Source organism: Duganella sp. CF517 (assembly GCF_900110275.1).
GTDB lineage: Bacteria > Pseudomonadota > Gammaproteobacteria > Burkholderiales > Burkholderiaceae_D > Rugamonas.
The window spans coordinates 778,853-798,513 of the sequence record NZ_FODC01000003.1; the positions used below are offsets into that span (position 1 = coordinate 778,853).

General features: G+C 63.8%; 21 protein-coding genes and 1 tRNA gene. 5 read left to right on the top strand and 17 right to left on the bottom strand.

Annotation, left to right across the window (positions count from 1 at the left end; translation table 11 throughout):
* Positions 1–11: 11 nt before the first annotated feature.
* The 10 genes from BMX85_RS14955 to BMX85_RS14985 form a co-directional block, all read right to left on the bottom strand.
* Positions 12–485 carry a VRR-NUC domain-containing protein gene (locus BMX85_RS14955; protein ID WP_218147339.1) on the bottom strand — a complete coding sequence of 158 codons (474 nt, stop codon included), beginning with the start codon at positions 483–485 and terminating at the stop codon, positions 12–14.
* A gap of 81 nt (positions 486–566) precedes the next feature.
* The gene (locus BMX85_RS30795) at positions 567–740 is read right to left on the bottom strand and encodes a hypothetical protein (RefSeq protein WP_218147340.1); all 174 of its coding nucleotides are present in this window, start codon (positions 738–740) and stop codon (positions 567–569) included.
* Complete coding sequence (locus tag BMX85_RS14960) at positions 737–970, bottom strand: hypothetical protein (protein ID WP_143067984.1); 234 nt, start codon at positions 968–970, stop codon at positions 737–739. The genes BMX85_RS30795 and BMX85_RS14960 overlap by 4 nt, the downstream gene beginning before the upstream one ends.
* A gap of 229 nt (positions 971–1,199) precedes the next feature.
* On the bottom strand, positions 1,200–1,763 hold the full coding sequence (locus BMX85_RS31020; protein WP_229210470.1) for a site-specific integrase: 564 nt from the start codon (positions 1,761–1,763) through the stop codon (positions 1,200–1,202).
* Positions 1,764–1,787: 24 nt separating this feature from the next.
* Complete coding sequence (locus BMX85_RS31025) at positions 1,788–2,321, bottom strand: hypothetical protein (RefSeq protein ID WP_229210471.1); 534 nt, start codon at positions 2,319–2,321, stop codon at positions 1,788–1,790.
* Between the two features lie 41 nt (positions 2,322–2,362).
* Positions 2,363–2,545: a hypothetical protein gene (locus tag BMX85_RS31030; RefSeq protein WP_229210472.1), complete on the bottom strand. Its 183-nt coding sequence runs from the start codon at positions 2,543–2,545 to the stop codon at positions 2,363–2,365.
* A 125-nt stretch (positions 2,546–2,670) separates the two neighbouring features.
* Positions 2,671–2,745 (bottom strand) — tRNA-Val (locus BMX85_RS14970).
* A gap of 86 nt (positions 2,746–2,831) precedes the next feature.
* Complete coding sequence (gene dnaQ / locus BMX85_RS14975) at positions 2,832–3,542, bottom strand: DNA polymerase III subunit epsilon (protein WP_090319367.1); 711 nt, start codon at positions 3,540–3,542, stop codon at positions 2,832–2,834.
* Between the two features lie 94 nt (positions 3,543–3,636).
* Entirely contained in the window at positions 3,637–4,077 is a 441-nt protein-coding gene (gene rnhA / locus BMX85_RS14980; RefSeq protein ID WP_090319370.1) for a ribonuclease HI, read from the bottom strand.
* Positions 4,078–4,081: 4 nt separating this feature from the next.
* Entirely contained in the window at positions 4,082–4,906 is an 825-nt protein-coding gene (locus BMX85_RS14985; RefSeq protein WP_090319373.1) for a class I SAM-dependent methyltransferase, read from the bottom strand.
* 20 nt (positions 4,907–4,926) lie between these two features.
* On the opposite strand from BMX85_RS14985, the gene gloB reads away from it, so the two are divergent.
* Positions 4,927–5,733, top strand: a complete 807-nt coding sequence (gloB, locus tag BMX85_RS14990; protein ID WP_090319379.1) for a hydroxyacylglutathione hydrolase — start codon at positions 4,927–4,929, stop codon at positions 5,731–5,733.
* Positions 5,734–5,788: 55 nt separating this feature from the next.
* On the opposite strand, the gene aceB is transcribed toward gloB, so the two are convergent.
* Positions 5,789–7,387: a malate synthase A gene (aceB, locus tag BMX85_RS14995; protein WP_090319382.1), complete on the bottom strand. Its 1,599-nt coding sequence runs from the start codon at positions 7,385–7,387 to the stop codon at positions 5,789–5,791.
* A 204-nt stretch (positions 7,388–7,591) separates the two neighbouring features.
* Between aceB and BMX85_RS15000 the strand changes: the two genes are divergently transcribed.
* On the top strand, positions 7,592–8,506 hold the full coding sequence (locus BMX85_RS15000) for a LysR family transcriptional regulator (protein ID WP_090319385.1): 915 nt from the start codon (positions 7,592–7,594) through the stop codon (positions 8,504–8,506).
* A gap of 86 nt (positions 8,507–8,592) precedes the next feature.
* On the opposite strand, the gene BMX85_RS15005 is transcribed toward BMX85_RS15000, so the two are convergent.
* The 4 genes from BMX85_RS15005 to BMX85_RS15020 all read right to left on the bottom strand — a co-directional run bounded on the left by BMX85_RS15005 (position 8,593) and on the right by BMX85_RS15020 (position 11,920).
* A complete protein-coding gene (locus tag BMX85_RS15005) occupies positions 8,593–8,796 on the bottom strand; it encodes a cold-shock protein (protein WP_008448165.1) in 204 nt (67 codons plus the stop codon).
* Between the two features lie 291 nt (positions 8,797–9,087).
* On the bottom strand, positions 9,088–9,450 hold the full coding sequence (locus tag BMX85_RS15010) for an Hpt domain-containing protein (protein ID WP_090319388.1): 363 nt from the start codon (positions 9,448–9,450) through the stop codon (positions 9,088–9,090).
* Between the two features lie 7 nt (positions 9,451–9,457).
* Positions 9,458–10,108: a uracil phosphoribosyltransferase gene (gene upp / locus BMX85_RS15015; protein WP_090319391.1), complete on the bottom strand. Its 651-nt coding sequence runs from the start codon at positions 10,106–10,108 to the stop codon at positions 9,458–9,460.
* 48 nt (positions 10,109–10,156) lie between these two features.
* The gene (locus BMX85_RS15020) at positions 10,157–11,920 is read right to left on the bottom strand and encodes an isovaleryl-CoA dehydrogenase (protein ID WP_177196763.1); all 1,764 of its coding nucleotides are present in this window, start codon (positions 11,918–11,920) and stop codon (positions 10,157–10,159) included.
* A 382-nt stretch (positions 11,921–12,302) separates the two neighbouring features.
* Here BMX85_RS15020 and BMX85_RS15025 point away from each other — a divergent pair, with 382 nt between their 5' ends.
* Positions 12,303–13,979: a putative bifunctional diguanylate cyclase/phosphodiesterase gene (locus BMX85_RS15025; RefSeq protein ID WP_090319394.1), complete on the top strand. Its 1,677-nt coding sequence runs from the start codon at positions 12,303–12,305 to the stop codon at positions 13,977–13,979.
* Positions 13,976–15,472 (top strand): HDOD domain-containing protein, encoded by a 1,497-nt coding sequence (locus tag BMX85_RS15030; protein ID WP_090319397.1) that lies wholly within the window; start codon positions 13,976–13,978, stop codon positions 15,470–15,472. Before BMX85_RS15025 ends, BMX85_RS15030 begins: the two co-directional genes overlap by 4 nt.
* A gap of 20 nt (positions 15,473–15,492) precedes the next feature.
* Here BMX85_RS15030 and aroC read toward each other — a convergent pair whose 3' ends face one another.
* The gene (gene aroC / locus BMX85_RS15035) at positions 15,493–16,590 is read right to left on the bottom strand and encodes a chorismate synthase (RefSeq protein WP_090319401.1); all 1,098 of its coding nucleotides are present in this window, start codon (positions 16,588–16,590) and stop codon (positions 15,493–15,495) included.
* 266 nt (positions 16,591–16,856) lie between these two features.
* On the opposite strand from aroC, the gene BMX85_RS15040 reads away from it, so the two are divergent.
* Entirely contained in the window at positions 16,857–19,124 is a 2,268-nt protein-coding gene (locus BMX85_RS15040) for a putative bifunctional diguanylate cyclase/phosphodiesterase (RefSeq protein WP_090319404.1), read from the top strand.
* Positions 19,125–19,190: 66 nt separating this feature from the next.
* Here the strand turns inward: BMX85_RS15040 and BMX85_RS15045 are convergent, their stop codons facing one another.
* Complete coding sequence (locus BMX85_RS15045) at positions 19,191–19,649, bottom strand: CBS domain-containing protein (RefSeq protein WP_090319407.1); 459 nt, start codon at positions 19,647–19,649, stop codon at positions 19,191–19,193.
* Positions 19,650–19,661 lie beyond the last annotated feature (12 nt).

Sequence of the window (19,661 nt, forward strand, 5' to 3'; positions counted from 1 at the left end):
GTGAAGCTCTCTTAAAAAACAGGGGCGAGGCCCGGAACGGGCCTCAACGGTGGGCGTGGCGATTTGCCCTTCGACAGAATATACAAGACCCACGCGGCGACCGTCGCCGCAGCGCCAAGCTCCTCAATCGGTATGTTCGGATCTTTCGGCTCTTCGCTCTGGCAATCGCAGTCGCCAGGCTCCAGCGTCGCGAGCTTCTTCTCATCCCCGGCAATTTTAGCGTAGGCGTCCCTCTGCTCAGCCTTGAGTGTGTCGGGAGGGAACTTCATCTCCACAATCTGCTTGATGTTGTCCTGCGTCGGGGGCTTGGAAGCATCTTTCACAACGACGACGTCTGGCCGGCGAATGAGTCCAATGCCCGACTTGTAGGCGCGCGTATGCTCCGGTTTGGACCCCCAGTATTTCTTGATCCAGCCGGGCAGATAATCGTGGCCCTTGGTGTCCACGTCGCTATCCGTTATCGGCGCTGGTGGCGTCTGGGTCATGTCATAGTTCAGCTCTTGCTTGTAGTTGGATCTATGGTCAAGCGCTTTGTCGAGACCTTTCAGGTGCGCGCTGACGCATCCCTATTTGAGCTGCTTGCCGTCCTTGCCGATGTTGGGCTGCTTGTCGCATTTGCACATCGCGGAGCATAGGATTTTTTTGTCCACCGAATCGATTTTTGCTCCATGGATGCGAACGACCGTCGTTGTGCCTTCGCGCGACATGCCGCCTGTCGCCAATGGTGGAAGATCGCTCACTTCTTCTCCTTCATCAAGTCGAACGCCAGAGCCTCGGCGGCATCCCGCTCCACCCACTGGGTGTAACCCTCGGCATCTGTCACTCCAGTAAGGTATTGGCCACCGGTGGAACGCACACGGACAGTCTCGCCCGATATCGGCTTGGCGTCATCGGCGCTCACTAACTGGAATCGACCTTGGAAACGCTCATCGGCCCCGCCAAGACTCTGCTCCCCATACGCTGCCGCCATGCCGGCACCGCTGATACGGGATCGGGCGGAGCAGGCGCCAGGCCTCACGCTGGCGTCCGAGCTGTTGAGGAATCGCTGGCGAACGCTATCGGGCACGTTGAGCGACCGCATCGCTGCGCCGAACGAGCGGCGATGCGCCTTGATCTGGATAGTCTATCAAGCTCTATCAAACACCATTCGCTCGACTTGGAAGGCCGGTTTCCGCCTCGATGGCCTTCCAACTCGCCGCCTACGTGCCTGAGCTCTTTGGCTTGCTTGAACCCTTGGCGGGCGCCAAATTGGCATACCGCGCGGTGGTCTGGCCATCCTTGTGGTGGACCACCCAGCGGAACTGCTCCTCGGTCTGTATCGCTCCCGAGTCGATCATCTCGCTTTGGCGTATGCGCTCGATGCTGCGCTTTTGCAGGTTCGCCACGCTGCGCGCGCCGATCATGTCGGCGATCACCACCGGCGACGAGGTGATGTCCCGAAGGACGCGGGAGATGAAGGAGCGCCGCGTGTCGTGCATGCGGATGCCCTCCAACTTGGCGCGCGTCAACACGCGGCGGAACACCGACTTGAAGCCCTCGATCTTGTAGTGGAACACGCAGTCATCGCCGTCCGCGCGAGGAATCGCCCTGAACGCCTCGACGGCCTCCGGCAACAGGATCACCAAGCGCTCCTCGTCGGCCTTGGTCTGTTCGGCGTCCAAATTGATGACGCCGCGCTCCAAGTCGATCTGCGACCACAGCAGGCCCAGCACCTCCGCCCTGCGCATGCCGGTGGACATCGCCACCGCGAAGATCAGCGGCATCTCCTTGTTGCGGCACTTGCGCAGCTAAGTCAGCAGCGCCTCCTCCTGCTCAGGCCCGATGATGGTCCGACGCTTGCGCTCGCCGCCCTTGACCTTCGTCTTGTCGGCCAGTTGAAATGGGTTGCGCCCGTTCAACTGCTTCCAGGCGGGATGGTCCGTGTAGCGTAGCTTGTTCACCACCGATTGCAACGCGTAGAGCTCGCGCTTGACGGTGCTCTTGGCCTTGCCCTGCCCCAAGCGGTAGTCGATGTATTCGGTCGCCTCCTGCTCGGTCAGCTCGTCGACGTAGAAGTCGCCGATCTGCTTGGTCGCGAAGCCCTTCGACTTGTCGCGCAGCGCGGCCAGCGGACCGCTGGGCACCGCGAAGCCCTCCTTGACGTAGGAGATGGGGATGACCTTGCAATGAAGCAACCGGGCGGCGGCGGCCTTGGCGGTCTGCCGCACCTTGTCGACCTCGGATTCGAGCTTGGGATTCACATAGGCGCGCATGTAGCTGTCGATGGCGTGGCCGAGCGTGCAGCGCCCCTTCATCACAAGCTCGGCGGCGAGGAGCTCCATCTTGGACACTTCGAGCGTCGCCCGGTCGCGCCCGCGCGCGATCAGCAGCCGCCCTCGGGGGTCTTGGTGTCTTCGAGGAAGAGCTTGGCGCGCTCGAGATCGGCGAACGACCGGTCGACCACGAAGTCGCCGCGCTCGACGCGCACTCTATAACGTATGGATTTGGACTTGTCGGCGTTTTTCCAGTCGATGACCCGGATGCCGCGTGGTATGGATGATGCCATGATGGCCTTTGGCGTTGGTGGAATCGTTTGTCGAATTCCCCCTATTTTTCACCGCAAAGCCGGCATAAGCCGCTGTCCTGAAACGAGCCGGCGAACGCCAAGCCATTGATTTCAAAACAAAAATTTGGTGGGAAGTGCAAGTTTCGAACTTGCGACCCCTGCAGTGTGAATGCAGTGCTCTACCCCTGAGCTAACCTCCCGAAGCGGGGCGAATTATCGCATACATCCCCAGGGAAATGGAAGGGCCGGCGTGAAAATTATGCATTCGGCCCTGCTATCGTCCCCATCAAGCGGCCGGCGCCAAGCTGGCGGTCCAGATGCACTGCCCTTTGACAGCCTTGTCGAGGCCCGCCAGGGTGGCCGCGTGAGCGGCAAGCTCATCGTCCGACGCCGGCAGGAAAATGATATCGGCCAGCGGCACCGGTTCGAGCAGGGCGCCGCCGACGACGACCTCCTCCTCCACATCCATGCCCAGGCTGTTCTGCCCGCGCGTCATCGACAGGTAGACGTCGGCCAGCAGCTCGGCGTCGAGTAGCGCGCCGTGCAGTTTGCGGTGCGAGTTCGAGACGCCGTAGCGGTCGCACAGCGCGTCGAGCGAGTTGCGCTTGCCCGGATGGAGCTCCTTGGCGTGCACCAACGTGTCGATGACGCCGCCGATGTGGGTCGAGAAGTCCGGCAGCTTGAGCAGGCGGAACTCGTGGTTCAGGAACCCAAGGTCGAACGGCGCGTTGTGGATGATGACTTCGGCGCCCTGGATGTATTCGCGCAGCTGGTCGACGATCTCGTGGAATCTCGGCTTGTCGCGCAAGAACTCGGTCGTCAGGCCGTGGACGTTAAGCGCGCCCTCTTCCGATTCGCGTTCCGGATTGATGTAGACGTGGAAGTTATTCCCGGTCAGCATGCGGTTGTGCAGTTCGACGCAGCCGATCTCGATGATGCGGTTGCCCAGCTTGGGGTTGATACCGGTGGTTTCGGTATCGAGAACGATTTGGCGCATAAGTACTCTGTGGTTGCTACGGTCAAGCGGAGAAGTATAACAGGCCGGTCGGGCCGCGATCGCGGCCAGTCAGGGTCTCGGCCGGCCCGGCGCTTTAGCGGCCGCGCGCCAGCTCGACGCCGCGGTTGGCCAGCACGTCGGCGCGCTCGTTGCCCGGATGGCCGTTGTGCCCGCGCACCCAGCGCCATTCGACCGTGTGCATGGTTTGCGCGGCGTCAAGCGCCTTCCACAAGTCCTCGTTCTTGACCGGCTCCTTGGCGGCGGTTTTCCAGCCGCGCGCTTTCCAGCCGTGTATCCATTCGCTGATGCCTTTTTGAACATACTGGCTGTCGGTGTGCAGCACCACCGTGCACGGGCGCTTGAGCGCGCTCAACGCTTCGATCACCGCCTGCAATTCCATGCGGTTGTTGGTGGTGTCGCGCGCGCCACCGCAGATTTCCTTCTCGGCCCCCTCGGCCACCAGCAACGCGCCCCAGCCGCCGAGGCCAGGATTGCCCTTGCACGCGCCGTCGGTAAAAATTTCCACCTTATCCATACTGCTATTCCCGCCTTTTGTTTGTTGCCGGGACGACCACCTGGGCCGTCGCCGATTTTTTGGTCCAAGCCGGACCGATCAGATGCATGCCCTTGACCCGCTTGATCGCCTGCACGATATACACGCCGCCGAAGAACGGCCACCAGCGCGGCCCGGCATTATCCATGAATGCGTAACGGTTCAACCATTTTTCTGTGCGGCAGGCCGGCGCGTAGCAACCGAAATGACTTTGGCTGGCGCTCATATTCAATAATTTTAACCAGTCTTTCATGCGCGGCATAGTGATCAGCTCCTCGGTGCGCGGCAGGAACGAGGTGCCGCCGACGCGCCGCATCACATGGCGCGCGCCCCACAGGCTGGCCGGGTTGAAGCCGCAGATGATGACCTGGCCTTCGGGGATCAGCACGCGTTCGACTTCACGCAGCACCTGGTGCGGGTCGGTGGAAAATTCCAGCACGTGCGGCAGCACCACCAGGTCCATGCTTTGCGAGGCGAACGGCAGCTCGGTGTAATCGAGCGTGAGCGCGACCGGACGCGGCGGCGGCGCCGGCGCCACCGCGATCTCCGGCCCGCCATGCGCCGGCGCCGCTTGCTGCTGCGGCGCGACCGGCGGGCGCACCTTGCGGTCGGCCAGCCATTTGTACGGCATGCGGTTGGCCGCGAGCGCATCGATTTGCGGCATGCCGATCTGCACCGCGTTGTACCCGAAGATATCGGCTGTTAAATTATCGAGACATGTTTGTTCCCACGCACGCAAGTACACGCCTGCGGGCGTTTGCAGCCAGCCTTCCAGCGCTATAATGGATTGCTCCGATCCCGCTTTATCCATGTCTAGCCTTTTGTGATCCAATGACCATATCTTCTAACCAAGCTCTCAGTGTTCTGACGGTTCCAGCATTCCACGACAATTACCTGTGGCTGATACATGATGGCGTGCATGCCGCCGTCGTCGACCCGGGCGACGCCAAGCCGATACTGGCGGCGCTCAAAGCAAACGGACTCAAGCTCACCGCCATTCTACTCACCCATCACCACGCTGACCACATCGGCGGCGTTCCCGAATTATTACAGCATTATCAGGTTCCCGTTTTCGGCCCGCGCAACGAGACCATCGCCGCCGTCACTTTGCCGGTCGGCGAAGGCAAGCAGTTCGACGTGCCGGGCCTTCCGCTGCGCCTGTCCGTGCTCGACGTGCCCGGCCACACGATGGGCCACATCGCCTACGTGCGCGAGCCGTCCGCCGACGAGCCGACCTGGCTGTTTTGCGGCGACACCTTGTTCGCGGGCGGCTGCGGCCGCCTGTTCGAGGGCACGCCGGCGCAGATGATCAGCTCACTGGGCAAACTGGCCGCGCTCCCGGATGATACCAAGGTGTATTGCGCCCACGAATATACGCTGTCCAACCTGCGCTTCGCGCGCGTGGTCGAGCCGGATAATGTGGCGCTGCAAGAGCGTGTGAAGGTGGAGACCGACAAGCGCGAGCATAATCTGCCGACGGTGCCGAGCACGATCGGTGTCGAGAAGGCGACCAATCCCTTCCTGCGCTACCGGGAACCGGCGATCGCGGAACAGTTGATCAAGGCCGGACGGCTCGATCGTATCGACACCGCGCTGGCGACGTTCACCGCGCTGCGCTTGTGGAAAAATGATTTTTGATGCGAAAGCCGGCGGACAAACATCATCCGCCGGCTTTGGTTTTTAGAACCCGGATTTAAATTTCTTCATACAGCGGCAAGGTCAGGAACTCCGCGAACTCGGTCGAGGTCGACATCTGTTCGAAGATCTGGCCGGCGCGCACATAGGTCGGGCCGTCGCCGCCCGGCGCGTCGCGCTGCACCTTGGCCAACTCCTCCGGTATCATCGCGCGCACCATGTCGGCCGTCACTTTGCGGCCGTCGTCCAGCACGCCCTTGTCCGACCGGATCCACTGCCATACCTGCGAGCGGCTGATTTCGGCCGTGGCCGCGTCTTCCATCAGATTGTGGATCGGCACGCAGCCGTTGCCGGCCAGCCAGCTGCCCAGGTAATGAATGCCGACGTTGATGTTGTAACGCAGGCCGGCCTCGGTGATCGGCGCTTCAGGCTTGAAGTCCAGCAGCTGTTCGGCGCTGACGTCGATGTCCGGACGCTGCTTGTCGATCTGGTTCGGCTTGTCGCCCAGCACCTTGGTAAACTCGGTCATCGCCAGTTCGACCAGGCCCGGGTGGGCGACCCAGCCGCCGTCGTAGCCGTCGGTGGCGTCGCGCGCCTTGTCGTTGCGCACGCCGCCCATCGCGACCTCGTTCTTTTCCGGATCGTTCTTGATCGGGATCAGCGCGGCCATGCCGCCGATGGCCGGCGCATTGCGCTTGTGGCAGGTTTTAAGCAGCAGCAGCGCATAGGCGCGCATGAACGGTGCCGTCATCGTCACCTTGGCGCGGTCGGCCAGGCAGAAATCCTTGTCCAGCTTGAACTTCTTGATGCACGAGAAGATGTAATCCCAGCGGCCGGCGTTCAGGCCCGAGCTGTGCTCGCGCAGTTCGTACAGGATCTCGTCCATCTCGAAGGCGGCCAGGATGGTCTCGATCAGCACGGTCGCCTTGATGGTGCCCTGCGGCAGGCCCAGCTCGTTCTGCGTCATCACGAAAATGTCGTTCCATAGGCGCGCTTCCAGGTGCGATTCCATCTTCGGCAGATAGAAGTACGGGCCGGCGCCGCGCGCCAGTTGCTCCTTGGCGTTGTGGAACATGAACAGCGCGAAGTCGAATATGCCGCCGGAAATACGCTTGCCGTCGACCAGCACGTGCTTCTCATCCAGGTGCCAGCCGCGCGGACGCACGACCAGGGTGGCGATCTTGTCGTTCAGCTTGTAGGACTTGCCGTTTTGCTCGAGCGCGATGGTGCGGCGCACGGCGTCGAACATATTGATCTGGCCGGTAATCTGGTTGTCCCAGTTCGGCGTGTTGGAATCCTCGAAGTCGGTCATGTAGCTGTCGGCGCCCGAGTTGAAGGCGTTGATGACCATTTTGCGCTCGACCGGGCCGGTGATCTCGACGCGGCGGCACTCCAGCGCCTTCGGGATCGGCGCGATCTTCCAGTCGCCGGCGCGGATGTGCGCGGTCTCGGGCAGGAAGTCCGGACGCTCGCCCGCGTCGAGGCGCTTGGCGCGCTCGACCCGCACGGCCAGCAACTGTTGGCGGCGCGATTCGAACTCGCGGGTCAGCTTGGCCACCAGCGACAGCGCGTCGGCGGTCAGGATGTTTTCGTAGCCGGGCTTGATCTCGCCGGTGATTTGCATGCCTGCCGGCAAAGTAATGGTGGACTGCGTCATGGGATAGGTCTCCGTAAGAAAATATTAACTTCCATACCAAATTATAAGCACTGATGCTGCGGCTGCGCGCCTGAATCTTTTAGTGTGGCTGCTCGGTTACGCGGCGTTCTGTTTTACAGTATATTCACTCATAAGTTATGCAAACGAGACTAAAAATCACTTCATCTATGCGTTTTTATCACAAGTGAGAGGCACGCCGGTTCCATGGGCCAGTTCAGACAAATATCCACCTTCGTCGAAGTCGTCTCCCGCGGCAGCCTGTCGGCCGCCGCCCGTGCCGAGGGCATCGCGCCGGCCATGATCGGGCGCCGCCTGGACGCGCTGGAGAGCCGCCTTGGCGTCAAGCTATTGCAGCGCACCACGCGCAAGCTGGCGCTGACCGACGAAGGCGCGGCCTTCCTCGAGGATTGCCAGCGCATCCTGGCGGAACTGGAGGAGGCCGAATCGGCGGTCGCCGAGCGCAGCGCGCACGCCACCGGCCACCTGATGATTTCCGCGCCGGCCGGCTTCGGCCGCCAGCACGTGGCGCCGCTACTGCCCTCCTTCCTGACCGAGCATCGCGACGTCACGGCGACGTTGAACATGAGCGATCGCGTGGTCGACATCGTCGGCGAGGGCATCGACGTGGCGATCCGCATCGCCAGCCTGGCCGACTCCAACCTGGTCAGCGTTAAGCTGGCCGACAACGAGCGGGTGGTGGTCGCCGCGCCGTCCTATCTCAAGCGCTACGGCGAGCCGAAGACGCTGGCCGACCTGGCCAAGCACAATTGCCTGGCCATCAGCAGCGAGGGCAGCCAGCGCGGCTGGACCTTCCGCGACAACGGCAAGAACGTGGTGTTGAAGGTGAACGGCAACATGGGCTGCAACGACGGCCAGGTGCTGCACGACTGGGCGCTGGCCGGCAAGGGGCTGGCATGGCGGTCGATGTGGGAGGTGGGCAGCGAGATCGAGGCGGGCAAGCTGCGAACGGTGCTCGATCATCACGCGGCACCGGGCAACGATATCTACGCGGTGTTCGCGCAGCGCCGGCATTTGCCGCTGCGGATACGGGCGTTTGTGGACTTTCTGCGGCATACCTATGCGCAGGGGGATTACTGGCGCAAATCGGGGAAGCAATAACCCTTATATCGCAGCAACAACAAAACGTTGGACGAAAAAAAATCCTCGGGTACCGAGGATTTCTTTATTTCGTTTGATTCAGCGTATTACAGAGGCTGAATGTTCGAAGCTTGCTTGCCCTTAGGACCAGCGGTCACTTCAAAAGAAACACGCTGGTTCTCTTGCAGCGACTTGAAGCCTGCGGACTGAATCGCCGAGAAGTGAGCGAACAGATCTTCGCCGCCTTCGTCAGGGGTGATAAAGCCGAAGCCCTTCGAATCATTGAACCATTTTACGATACCAGTTGCCATTACAATTCCTATTTCAGTTAAGTTGGGCTTGCGCCCGTGATATCGTTTGAGGCAAGAAAGAAATGACAGACTAACTGCACTACTCTTGAATCTAAACGATCCCGCATTATACCCATTTACGAGAGAAAAGCACGTGTTCACGAAAATAAATGCAAACCGTCGCTTTTTTTGGTAGAAAAACCGAGTTGTCCGGGCTTCCCCGCCGGTACTTCTTCCCTCGTCCGTGAGTGGTGTAACTGTCACTATAGACAAGTAAATGATAACTGGTTTGATTTACATCAAGCGCACGTCTCAATCGAATAGTGTTGCGTGCGGGTCACGGGCGGCCCAGCGCAGCAGTTTTTCCACCTCGGGCGGCACCGCCTCCCATCCGGAACCGGCAGCCATCGCCTCGCGCAGCAGGTGCTCGATGCGGCGCGCCTCCCGACCCAGCGTGCCGAAGCCGAAGGTGCCGGCCGAACCGGCCACGCCGTGCAGCAGCTCGTGCAGCGCGCGCATCGACGCCTCGCCCGGCGCGCCCCCCGCCCCGCTTTCGGCGACGCAGACGGCCAGCGCCGATGTGATCTTTTCCATCGTCACCGGCACGGTGGCGGCGAATTTGTCGTTTAGCGCCGCCAGGCGGGCGCGGAAATCGGGATCGACTGGAGTGGCCATGGCGTGATTATTTGGTGCCGAAGATCCGGTCGCCGGCATCGCCCAGGCCAGGCACGATGTAGGCGTGATCGTCCAGGTGCGAGTCGAGCGAGGCGCAATAGATTTTCACGCCTGGGTGCGACTTCTGGAACACGGTGATGCCTTCCGGCGCGGCCACCAGCGACAGGAAGATGATCTGTTCGTCCGTCACGCCGCGCGACTTCAGCACGTCCACCGCGTGCACCGCCGAATTGCCGGTGGCGACCATCGGGTCGCACAGGATGAAGGTGCGCTCGGCCAGATCCGGCAGACGCACCAGATACTCCACCGGCTGGTGGGTGTCGGGGTCGCGGAACACGCCGATGTGGCCCACGCGCGCCGACGGCACGAGGTTCAGCAGGCCGTCGCTCATGCCGATGCCGGCGCGCAGGATCGGCACGATCGCCAGTTTTTTACCGGCGATGACGGGTGCGTCGATGGTCATCAGCGGGGTTTCGATGGTGCGCGTGGTCAGCGGCAGGTCGCGCGTGATCTCGTAACCCATCAACAGCGTGATTTCCTTGAGCAGTTCGCGGAAGGTACGGGTCGACGTATCTTTCTCGCGCATGTGACTCAGTTTGTGTTGGATCAGTGGGTGGTCGGTGATGAATAGATTGGGGAAGCGCGGATCTTGTTTCATTGTTTGCTCTTTTTAGACGGGTTGTCGTGTCATGTTCGCCCCATTATACTAGGCCGGCACCAGCGCCCGACCAAGAATCGCCTCGCAATCCACGCCCGCCGGCAGCCGTCCGAAGGCGCCTCCGGGCTCGCGCGCCAGCCGCGAGGCGACGAACGCCGACGACACATACGAGGGCGCGTGGCGCAGCAGCAGTCCGGCCTGCACCGCCAGCACCACGCGTTCGGCCAGCAGCCGCGCGCCGAATTCGTCGGCCTGCGGGCGCTCCAGGTCCGCCAGCAGCGCCTCGGTGTAGCGCACGTAGTTACTGTCACCTTTACTATCACCTTTACTATCACCTTTGCTATCACCTTTGCCATAACCTTCGCCATGGCCTGCGCCCTGCCCGGCGCCGGCCAGCTCGAGCTCCGCCGCCAGCGCGTCGCGCGCGGCCGGGGTCTTGCCGAAGGCCCGCAGCAGGTCGAGGCACATCACGTTGCCGGAACCCTCCCAGATCGAATTGACCGGCAGCTCGCGGTACAGGCGCGCCAACGGCCCGTCCTCGACGTAACCGCTGCCGCCGGCGACCTCCATCGCCTCGGCGCCGAAGGCCGGGCCGCGCTTGCAGATCCAGTATTTGCCGGCCGGCGTCAGGATGCGCGCCAGCAGCTGCTGCGCCGGATCGCCGCCCTGGTCGAAGCAGCGCGCCAGCCGCATGGCAAACGCGGTGGCAGCCTCCGATTCGAGCGCCAGGTCGGCCAGCACGTTGCGCATCAACGGCTGTTCCGACAGCGGCCGGCCGAACGCCGAACGGCCGCGCGCGTGGTGCAGCGCGTGCGTCAACGCGGCGCGCATCGCGCCGGCGCTACCGAGCACGCAATCGAGCCGGGTGTGGCCGCCCATCTCCAGTATCGTCGGAATGCCGCGTCCCGGCTTGCCGATCAACCAGCCGTGGGCGCCGGTGAACTCGACCTCCGACGAGGCGTTGGAGCGGTTGCCCACCTTGTCCTTGAGCCGCTGCACGCGAATCTGGTTGCGGCTGCCGTCCGGCAGATAGCGCGGCAGGAAAAAACACGACAACCCGGCGCCGCCGCCGTCGCCGGTTTGCGCCAGGATCAGGTGCGCGTCGCTCTGCGGCGCCGAGAAGAACCATTTATGGCCGACGATGCGATACACGTCGCCGCCCTCGTCGCCGTAGCGCGCTTTCGCATCCGCCGGCGACAGCGGCTCGGCGCGGGTGGTGTTGGCGCGCACGTCGGAACCGCCCTGTTTCTCCGTCATGCCCATGCCGATGATGGCGCCGCGCTTTTGCTCGACCGGCAAGGAGCGCGGGTCGTATTCCATCGACAGGATCTTCGGCAACCATTTGGCGGCGATGGCCGGCGCCTGGCGCAGGGCGGGCACACAGGCATAGGTCATCGTCACCGGGCATTGCGAGCCATTCTCCACCTGTCCGAACAGCAGATACTTCGCCGCCCGGGCCACCTGCGCGCCATCGCCGCCCAGCCACGGCGATGCGTGGGCGCCACTCCCTATCAGGAGCGTCATCAGGCGATGCCAGGCCGGATGGAACTCCACCTCGTCGATGCGGTTGCCGGCCCGGTCGAAGTTGTGCAGGACCGGCGGATGCTGGTTGGCCAGGCGCGCCAGGTCCAGCGTTTCGGCGCGCCCCAGTTGCTCACCCAGCGCCCGCAGCGCGTCGGCCTGCGCGCCACCGCCTTCGCGCAGCAGCGCTTCCTGCAACGCCGGGTCCGACGTAAACAAGTTGAAATTCTCCAGCGGCGCGACGGTATTTTGCACCCGATGGGTGTCGAAAGGGGTCTCGAAAGCGTTCACGGCGGGCTCCTCCCGGGCGGCGCCCGGCTAATTTGACAAGCCAGACTAGCGCAAACAAAAGTGTCAGGCAAGCGCACGAACCGGCGCCGCGGCCGGTCGTCGCGCGGCGGCGAAAAGCGCCCGCGGCGGCCCGCCCTTCCCTCTGCCAGCAGGTTTTTAGAGGTTTCTCAATAGAAATGAGTAAAACTCGACAGAATGTTGTCTATTTTCATGTAAATCCAAACTCATCAGTGATACATTTCGTTCTGGTTTTGCAAGATAAAAGCAATCCAATTGTTACATGAACAACTTGAAAGCGTAGAACCACGCGATGCAGCCCACTCATCCAGCACAGCCCGAGCGCGATCAGCGCGACCGATCGGACCACTTCGTGGACCACCTCATGGAGGAGGCTGGCGATGTCGTGTTCCGTCTCGACGCGCTCGGCGCCATCGCCTTCGCCAGCCGCCGCGCGACCGCGCTGCTGGCGCGTGCGGACGCCCTCGTGGGCGGCACGCTGACCCGATTGATCTGTGAAGCCGACCAGGCGCCGCTGGCGGCCGCGCTGATCGAGGTGGCCGAATCGCGCGCCACGCGCCTGATCGAAGCGCGCCTAAAGACAGCGGACGCCGAAGTCTGGCACGAACTGCGGCTCTCCTGCCTGGTCGACCCGCACCACGCGGTCGCCGGGCTGCTGGTCGTCGGGCGCGACATGTCGATCCAGCACGCCACCGAGGAGCGCCTGCGCCACATGGCCACGCACGACGCGCTGACCGAGCTGCCCAACCGCCTGCTGCTGTCGGACCGCATGCGCATGGTCATCGCCAACGCGCGCCGCTCCGGCCAGGGCTTCGCCGTCGCCACCATCGGCATCGATGGCTTCAAGAAGGTCAACGATGGCCTGGGCCATCCGATCGGCGACGCCATGCTGCGCATGGCCGCCGCCCGCCTGCGCAAGACGCTGCGCGACAGCGACACGCTGGCCCGCGTGGGCGGCGACGAATTCGTCGCCGTGCTGCCCGGCACCGCCACCGACGCCCAGATCAAACTGGTCACCGGGCGCCTGATCGCCACGTTGCAGTCGCCGTTCGAGATCGACGGCCACACGATCTATGTCGGCGCCTCGGTCGGCGTGGCCGTCTATCCGACCCACGCCGAGGACGAGGTGCGCCTGGTCGCGCTGGCCGATGCCGCCATGTCGCGCGCCAAGGAAACCGGCAAGGCGCGCTGCGTGGTCTACAGCCCCGCCGACGCCGGCCCGCCGGCGCACGACATCTCGCTCGAGGCGGCGATGTTCCAGGCGGTGCGCGAGGGCGAGTTCCTGCTGTACTACCAGCCCATCGTCGACGCCAGGACGCGCGAGATCCAGGGCTTCGAGACCTTGATGCGCTGGAAGCATCCGACCCTGGGCATGGTGCCGCCGGCCCGCTTCATCCCCATCGCCGAGACCAACGGCTTGATCAACCTGCTGGGCGCCTGGGCGCTCAAGGCCGCCTGCGTCCAGCTCAAACAGTTCGAGGAGGTGGCGAAACGCCCCCTCTACATCTCTGTTAATATTAGCCCCCGGCAATTCCGCAACGATAAGTTTCTCGACGTGCTCGACGACGCCATCGCGTTCTCGGGCCTACTTGGTGAGCAATTGGTGTTAGAAATCACAGAAGGCACTTTGATGGTCGATCCGGTCCACGCCGAATCGATCCTGTCCAAAATGGCGGCGCGCAAGGCCCGCATCGCCATCGACGATTTCGGCACCGGCTACTCGTCGCTCGCCTACCTCAAACGCTTCCCGATTTCGGTGCTCAAGATCGACCGCGCCTTCATCCGCGACCTGCCCGAATCGCAAAAGGACGGCGCCATCTGCAACGCCGTGCTCGACCTGGCCAAGCACCTGGACCTGTCGGTGGTGGCCGAGGGCGTCGAAACCGAGCAGCAGATGCAGTTCCTCGAGCGGCGCGGCTGCCAGTACATCCAGGGCTACCTGACCGGCAAGCCGATGGCCGCCAACGTCGCCCTGGCCGCGCTCAGGGAAAGCATCCACGTCAAGCTGGTGCCGGCCGAACTGCGACAGGTGGCGCCATGACGGACAGCTTCAAAGCCAGCACGCCGCTGGGCGACAAAACGCTGGCCCAGCTGTGGGATTGCACGCGCCGTCGCGGCGACATGCCCGGCTTCGCCAAGGCCATCACCGCCATCCTGAGCGCCATGCGCGGCGAGGACGAGCAGGAATTCAACATGACGCGCACCGTGCTGTCGGACCCGGTGCTCACGCAAAAGGTGCTGCGGCTGGCCAACAGCGGCATGTACTCGGCCTTCGGCCAGCACGTCAACACCGTCTCGAAGGCGGTGCTGGTGCTGGGCACCGAGGCGATCGGTCACCTGGCGCTGGGCCTCAAGCTGATCGAGGAGCTGTCCGCCACGTCCGCCGACACCACCATCGCCCACGTCGAAATGGAAAAGGCCGTGCTGGCGGGGATCGTCGCCCAGCAAATCGCCTACACGGCCGAAAGCCAGCACGGCGAGGCGGCCGTGGTGTGCTCGATGCTGCATTCGCTCGGCCGCATGATGATGACGTTCTATATGCCGGAGCGCTGGCACGAGCTGCAGCGCCTGGCCGACCAGGATGGCCGCGCCATCGACGACGTCGCGCCCGAGATGCTGGGCCTGAGCATGGAGGAAATCGGCCACGCCGCCGCCCTCCACTGGGGACTGCCGGCCAACCTGGTCAAGGGCATGCGCAAACTGGCGCCGGCCGAGGACGGCGCCGAGGTCAGCGCGTCCGACTGGATCGCCGGCCTGTCGACGATGTCGGCCTTGTGCGCCGAATCGCTGTGGCACGACGACCCGGACGGCGCAGCCATCGTCAAGCAGCTGACCGAAAGCTATGCCGTGATGCTGGGCGTGGCGCCGTCCAATCTGATGCACGCCATCGAACAGGCCAAGGTGGTGGCGGCCAACGACCTGACCATCGCCCCGCTGTCGCGTCCCGCCGAGCGGCGCGCCAAGGCGCTGGCCAAGACGCGCCAGCGCGCCGCCGGCAACAAGATCCTGCTCAGCGGCCTGGCCGACATGCGCGACATGCTCGACACGGCCAGCCCGGGCCAGATGGTGCAAATCGCGCTGGAGACGGTCTACAAGGGGCTGGATTTTTCGCGCGCGGTGGCCTTCGTGCGCAACCGCAAGGAGAGCCATTATTCGGCCAAGATCTCGTTCGGCGAAGGCACCAGGGAGCTGCTGGCGGCGATGACGTTCGACGACGCCTACGAACCGAACGTGTTCCACGCCGCCCTCAACAGCGACCGCGTGATCTTCATCGAAAACGCGCGCGACGCCAAGTTCGCCGCCAAGCTGCCGCTGTGGTGGAAAAGTTCGCTGGCCGAGGCGCGCAGCTTCGTGATCCTGCCGCTGTCGGCCAACGGCCAGCCGGCCGGCTTCCTGTATGGCGACTGGGACGACTCGTTCCCGCCGATCCAGCTGAGCCAGACCGAGTTCTCGCTGCTCAACGACATGCGCACCTTGGTGGTGCGCGCGGTGGAGCGGCGCCACGCGCAGGAAATCGTCAGCAGCCGCGTGTAAGCGGCCGCCGGCGCCGGCCCTTACAGCGTGATGTCGGGCGTGGATACCTTGACGTCGCCGCACTGGGCGCGGTGCATCAGCGCGTGGTCGATCAGCACCAGGGCCAGCATGGCCTCGGCGATCGGCGTGGCGCGGATGCCGACGCACGGATCGTGGCGGCCGAACGTCTCGACCACGACCGGGTTGCCGTCCTTGTCGATCGAGTCGCGCGGCGAGCGAATCGACGAGGTCGGCTTGATGGCGATCGACACCGTGATGTCCTGGCCGGTCGAGATGCCGCCCAGCACGCCGCCGGCGTTGTTGCCGATGAAGCCTTGCGGCGTCAGCGAATCGCCGTGCTCGGTGCCCCTTTGCGCCACCGACTTGAAGCCGGCGCCGATTTCGACACCCTTGACCGCGTTAATGCCCATCATCGCGTAGGCGATGTCGGCGTCGAGCTTGTCGTAGATCGGCTGGCCCAGGCCCACCGGCACGTTGCGCGCGATGACGTCGATGCGCGCGCCGATCGAGTCGCCGGCCTTGCGCAGCTCGTCCATCGCCGCCTCCATGCGGGCAATCAGGGCGGCGTCGCCGCTGGCGGCGAAGAACGGGTTGTCGTGCACGTGCGACCAGTCCTGGAACGGCACCGCGATGTCGCCCAGCTGGCTCATGCAACCGAGGAACTCGGTGCCGTATTGCTGCTTGAGCCATTTCTTGGCCACGGCCGCCGCGCCCACCACCGGCGCGGTCAGGCGCGCCGACGAGCGGCCGCCGCCGCGCGGATCGCGCACGCCGTATTTGTGCCAGTACGTGTAGTCGGCGTGGCCGGGACGGAAACTGTCGACGATGTTGCCGTAATCCTTGCTGCGCTGGTCTTCGTTGCGGATCAGCAGCGCGATCGGCGTGCCGGTCGTCACGCCCTGGTAGACGCCGGACAGGATCTCGACCGTGTCGGGCTCCTTGCGCTGGGTGACGTGGCGCGACGTGCCGGGCTTGCGGCGGTCCAGTTCCGGCTGGATATCGGCTTCGGACAACGGCAAACCCGGCGGGCATCCATCGATCACGCAGCCGATCGCCGGGCCGTGCGACTCGCCAAAAGTGGTAACAGAAAACAATTTGCCAAATGTATTGCCGGACATAGGAAGAGAATCTTCGGAAAAAGGTGGAAAGTTCCTCATTCTACCAGCCAGCCGCCGCGCGCGGCCGGCCACGGCAATAATTTGCACAATGGCAATTATCGCTTGGCAAAATATTAGCCGGGTGTGACAACTAACCGACACCTAAGCGGCAAGTTGCACACAGGAATGCATCGGCGCGGCCAAAGCGGGGGAAATCCCGCATTCTTTTTGACAATCCGCTATATACTTGATCACAAGAACACCGAGAAATCCTGGAGAAGCTACACATGCCCCCACCGATCACGCCACTTGAGCCGTCCACGGCCAAGGATGATCAAGACGATCTGGTATTCTTAGAAGAGCATCCAGCCCCGCCCGACGCCTCGGGCGCGCGCAATGTATGGCGCGTCATGATCGTCGACGATGACGAGGACGTCCATTCGACCACCACCTTCGCGCTCGGCAACCTCGACATGCAGCACCGGCCGCTCGAATTCGTGCACGCGTATTCGGCCAGCCAGGCGCGCGACATGCTCGCGCACGAGCGCGAAATCGCCGTCATCCTGCTCGACGTGGTGATGGAACAGGACGACGCCGGCCTGCACCTGGTGCGCTATATCCGCGAGACGCTCAAGCTGGCCGACGTGCGCATCATCCTGCGCACCGGGCAGCCCGGCTACGCGCCCGAGATCGACGCCATCCGCGATTTCGACATCAACGATTACAAGACCAAGTCCGAGCTCACCCGCATCAAGCTGTTTACGACGGTGACCGCGGCGATCCGTTCGTACGAGCAGATCCGCAAGATCAACGACAGCCGGCGCGGCCTGAACCAGATCGTCCAGGGCAGCACCGAACTGATGAGCCTGCACGGCGTCAAGAATTTCGCGGCCGGCGTGCTGGCGCAGATCGGCGCGCTGCTGTGCCAGGACGACAGCGGCGTGCTGTGCGTGAAGGAAGGCGAGGACGACGGCGGCCACGAGCTGGTGGTCATGGCCGCGTCGGGCGCCTACGGCCACCTCGACAACACCTTCCTGACGGCCGAAAAGCTGCCGCGCGTGCACCAGGCCATGGAACTGGCGTTGGCGGAGCGCCGCAACGTCTATCGCGCCGATTCGGTCACCCTGTACTTCGCCGGCAAGGCCAGCCGCGACTTCGTCGCCCACATCGACGTCTGCCGCCAGCCGGGCGAGATCAACGAGCGGTTGCTGGACGTGTTCTGCAGCAACGTCGCCGTCGGCCTCGACAATGTCGAACTGGTCTCGCACCTGCACAACGCCGCCTTCTACGACCAGCTGTCGAAGCTGCCCAACCGCACCCGCCTGGTCGAGATCCTCGACGCCACGCTGGCCGGGCCGTCGCGCGAAGCGTCGACGCTGTCGCTGGTCGACCTCGACCACTTCGCCGAGACCAACGACGCGCTGGGCCACCAGTTCGGCGACCTGCTGCTGGTGGCCGTCGCCGGCCGCTTGCAGTTCGAGCTGGGCGGCCAGTTGACGGTGGCGCGCATCGGCGGCGACATCTTCTGCCTGGTGGGCGACTCGGCGCAGGTCAACCCGGCCAAGATCCTGGCGCTGTTCCAGCGCCCGTTCAGCATCGACGGCCAGGACGTGCAGCTGTCGGCCACGCTGGGCCTGGTGCGGCTGTCGGAGCACGAAGGCAGCGGCGCCGACGCGCTGAAGGACGCCGACATCGCGCTCAAACGCGCCAAATCGCAGCAGCGCGCCGGCCACTTCTACTTCTCGCGCAGCATGGGCGTCGAGATCCGCGAGCGGGTGCGCATGATGCACGCGCTGCGCACCGCCTTCGGCCAGAACCAGCTGTTCGTGGTCTACCAGCCGCAGATCGACCTGGCCACGCGCCGGCCGGTGGGCGCCGAGGCGCTGCTGCGCTGGCAAACGCCGGACGGCAAGTTCATCTCGCCGGACCGCTTCATCCCGATCGCCGAGTACTCCGGGCTGATCATCGACCTCGGTGAATGGGTCATGCGCACCGCCTGCCGCGAGCTGGTCGACCTGCGCAAGGCCGGGCACCACGACTTCATGATGTCGATCAATGTCTCGCAGGTGCAGTTCCGCCATCCGCACTTCCTCGAGATGCTGCGCAAGGCGCTGGAAGACACGCAGGCGCCGCCGCAATACATCGAGCTGGAGATCACCGAATCGATGGCGATGGAGGAGCCGGACATGCTGATCAAGATGCTCGGTCAGATCAAGCAAACCGGCGTCAGCATCGCCATCGACGATTTCGGCACCGGCTTCTCGTCGCTGTCGTATCTGCAGCGGCTGCAGATCGACCGCCTGAAGATCGACCGCGCCTTCGTCACCGAGATCACCGGGTCGGCGCGCGGCAGCAGCATCGCCGAGATGGTGATCCAGCTGGGCCGCAACCTCGGGCTGTCGGTGATCGCCGAAGGCGTCGAGGACGAGCGCCAGGCGCAGATCCTGCAGGCGCTGGGCTGCCCGCTGGCGCAAGGGTTCCTGTTCGCGCGCCCGATGACGGCCGCCGCCCTCGACGGCTGGCTCAGCAACGACGCCCTCGAAGGCGCCGCCTGACGCCCCCCATGCAAAAAACGCCATGGGCGCGGGCCGATGGCGTTTTTTTTTGCGCGTCGTGGTTTTTTAGTCCGGATGCTGGTCCGCCGTCTCGGCCGGCCAGTCGCGGATATACGCCTTGAGCATGCGGTTCTCGAAGCTTTGCGCCTCCAGCACCGCGCGCGCGACGTCGTAGAACGAGATCACGCCGAGGATGGTCTTGGCGTTCATCACCGGCAGGTAACGCGCGTGCTTTTCCAGCATGATGCGGCGCACCTCGTTGACCTCGGTGTCGGGGGTCACGGTGATCGGATGGTCGTCCATGTGCTTGCGCACCGTGCCGCCGCCGACCGTGCCGGCGTTGTCGTGCAGCGCCCGCAGCACTTCGCGGAACGTCAGCATGCCGACCAGGTCGCCGAACTCCATGACGACCAGCGAGCCGATGTCCTTTTCAGCCATCGTGTTGGCGGCGTCCGCCAAAGGCTGGTCAGGAGAGATGGTATAAAGAATGCTACCTTTTACCTGAAGAATTTCGGAGACTTTCATTTTGGCCGTCCT

Bases quoted from the DNA above. Each gene is read 5' to 3' on its own strand.
- BMX85_RS14955 (WP_218147339.1), bottom strand. From the start codon at position 485: ATGACCCAGACGCCACCAGCGCCGATAACGGATAGCGACGTGGACACC.
- BMX85_RS14960 (WP_143067984.1), bottom strand. From the start codon at position 970: ATGGCGGCAGCGTATGGGGAGCAGAGTCTTGGCGGGGCCGATGAGCGT.
- BMX85_RS31020 (WP_229210470.1), bottom strand. From the start codon at position 1,763: ATGCCGCTGATCTTCGCGGTGGCGATGTCCACCGGCATGCGCAGGGCG.
- BMX85_RS31025 (WP_229210471.1), bottom strand. From the start codon at position 2,321: ATGGAGCTCCTCGCCGCCGAGCTTGTGATGAAGGGGCGCTGCACGCTC.
- BMX85_RS31030 (WP_229210472.1), bottom strand. From the start codon at position 2,545: ATGGCATCATCCATACCACGCGGCATCCGGGTCATCGACTGGAAAAAC.
- dnaQ (WP_090319367.1), bottom strand. From the start codon at position 3,542: ATGCGCCAAATCGTTCTCGATACCGAAACCACCGGTATCAACCCCAAG.
- rnhA (WP_090319370.1), bottom strand. From the start codon at position 4,077: ATGGATAAGGTGGAAATTTTTACCGACGGCGCGTGCAAGGGCAATCCT.
- BMX85_RS14985 (WP_090319373.1), bottom strand. From the start codon at position 4,906: ATGGATAAAGCGGGATCGGAGCAATCCATTATAGCGCTGGAAGGCTGG.
- gloB (WP_090319379.1), top strand. From the start codon at position 4,927: ATGACCATATCTTCTAACCAAGCTCTCAGTGTTCTGACGGTTCCAGCA.
- aceB (WP_090319382.1), bottom strand. From the start codon at position 7,387: ATGACGCAGTCCACCATTACTTTGCCGGCAGGCATGCAAATCACCGGC.
- BMX85_RS15000 (WP_090319385.1), top strand. From the start codon at position 7,592: ATGGGCCAGTTCAGACAAATATCCACCTTCGTCGAAGTCGTCTCCCGC.
- BMX85_RS15005 (WP_008448165.1), bottom strand. From the start codon at position 8,796: ATGGCAACTGGTATCGTAAAATGGTTCAATGATTCGAAGGGCTTCGGC.
- BMX85_RS15010 (WP_090319388.1), bottom strand. From the start codon at position 9,450: ATGGCCACTCCAGTCGATCCCGATTTCCGCGCCCGCCTGGCGGCGCTA.
- upp (WP_090319391.1), bottom strand. From the start codon at position 10,108: ATGAAACAAGATCCGCGCTTCCCCAATCTATTCATCACCGACCACCCA.
- BMX85_RS15025 (WP_090319394.1), top strand. From the start codon at position 12,303: ATGGAGGAGGCTGGCGATGTCGTGTTCCGTCTCGACGCGCTCGGCGCC.
- BMX85_RS15030 (WP_090319397.1), top strand. From the start codon at position 13,976: ATGACGGACAGCTTCAAAGCCAGCACGCCGCTGGGCGACAAAACGCTG.
- aroC (WP_090319401.1), bottom strand. From the start codon at position 16,590: ATGTCCGGCAATACATTTGGCAAATTGTTTTCTGTTACCACTTTTGGC.
- BMX85_RS15040 (WP_090319404.1), top strand. From the start codon at position 16,857: ATGCCCCCACCGATCACGCCACTTGAGCCGTCCACGGCCAAGGATGAT.
- BMX85_RS15045 (WP_090319407.1), bottom strand. From the start codon at position 19,649: ATGAAAGTCTCCGAAATTCTTCAGGTAAAAGGTAGCATTCTTTATACC.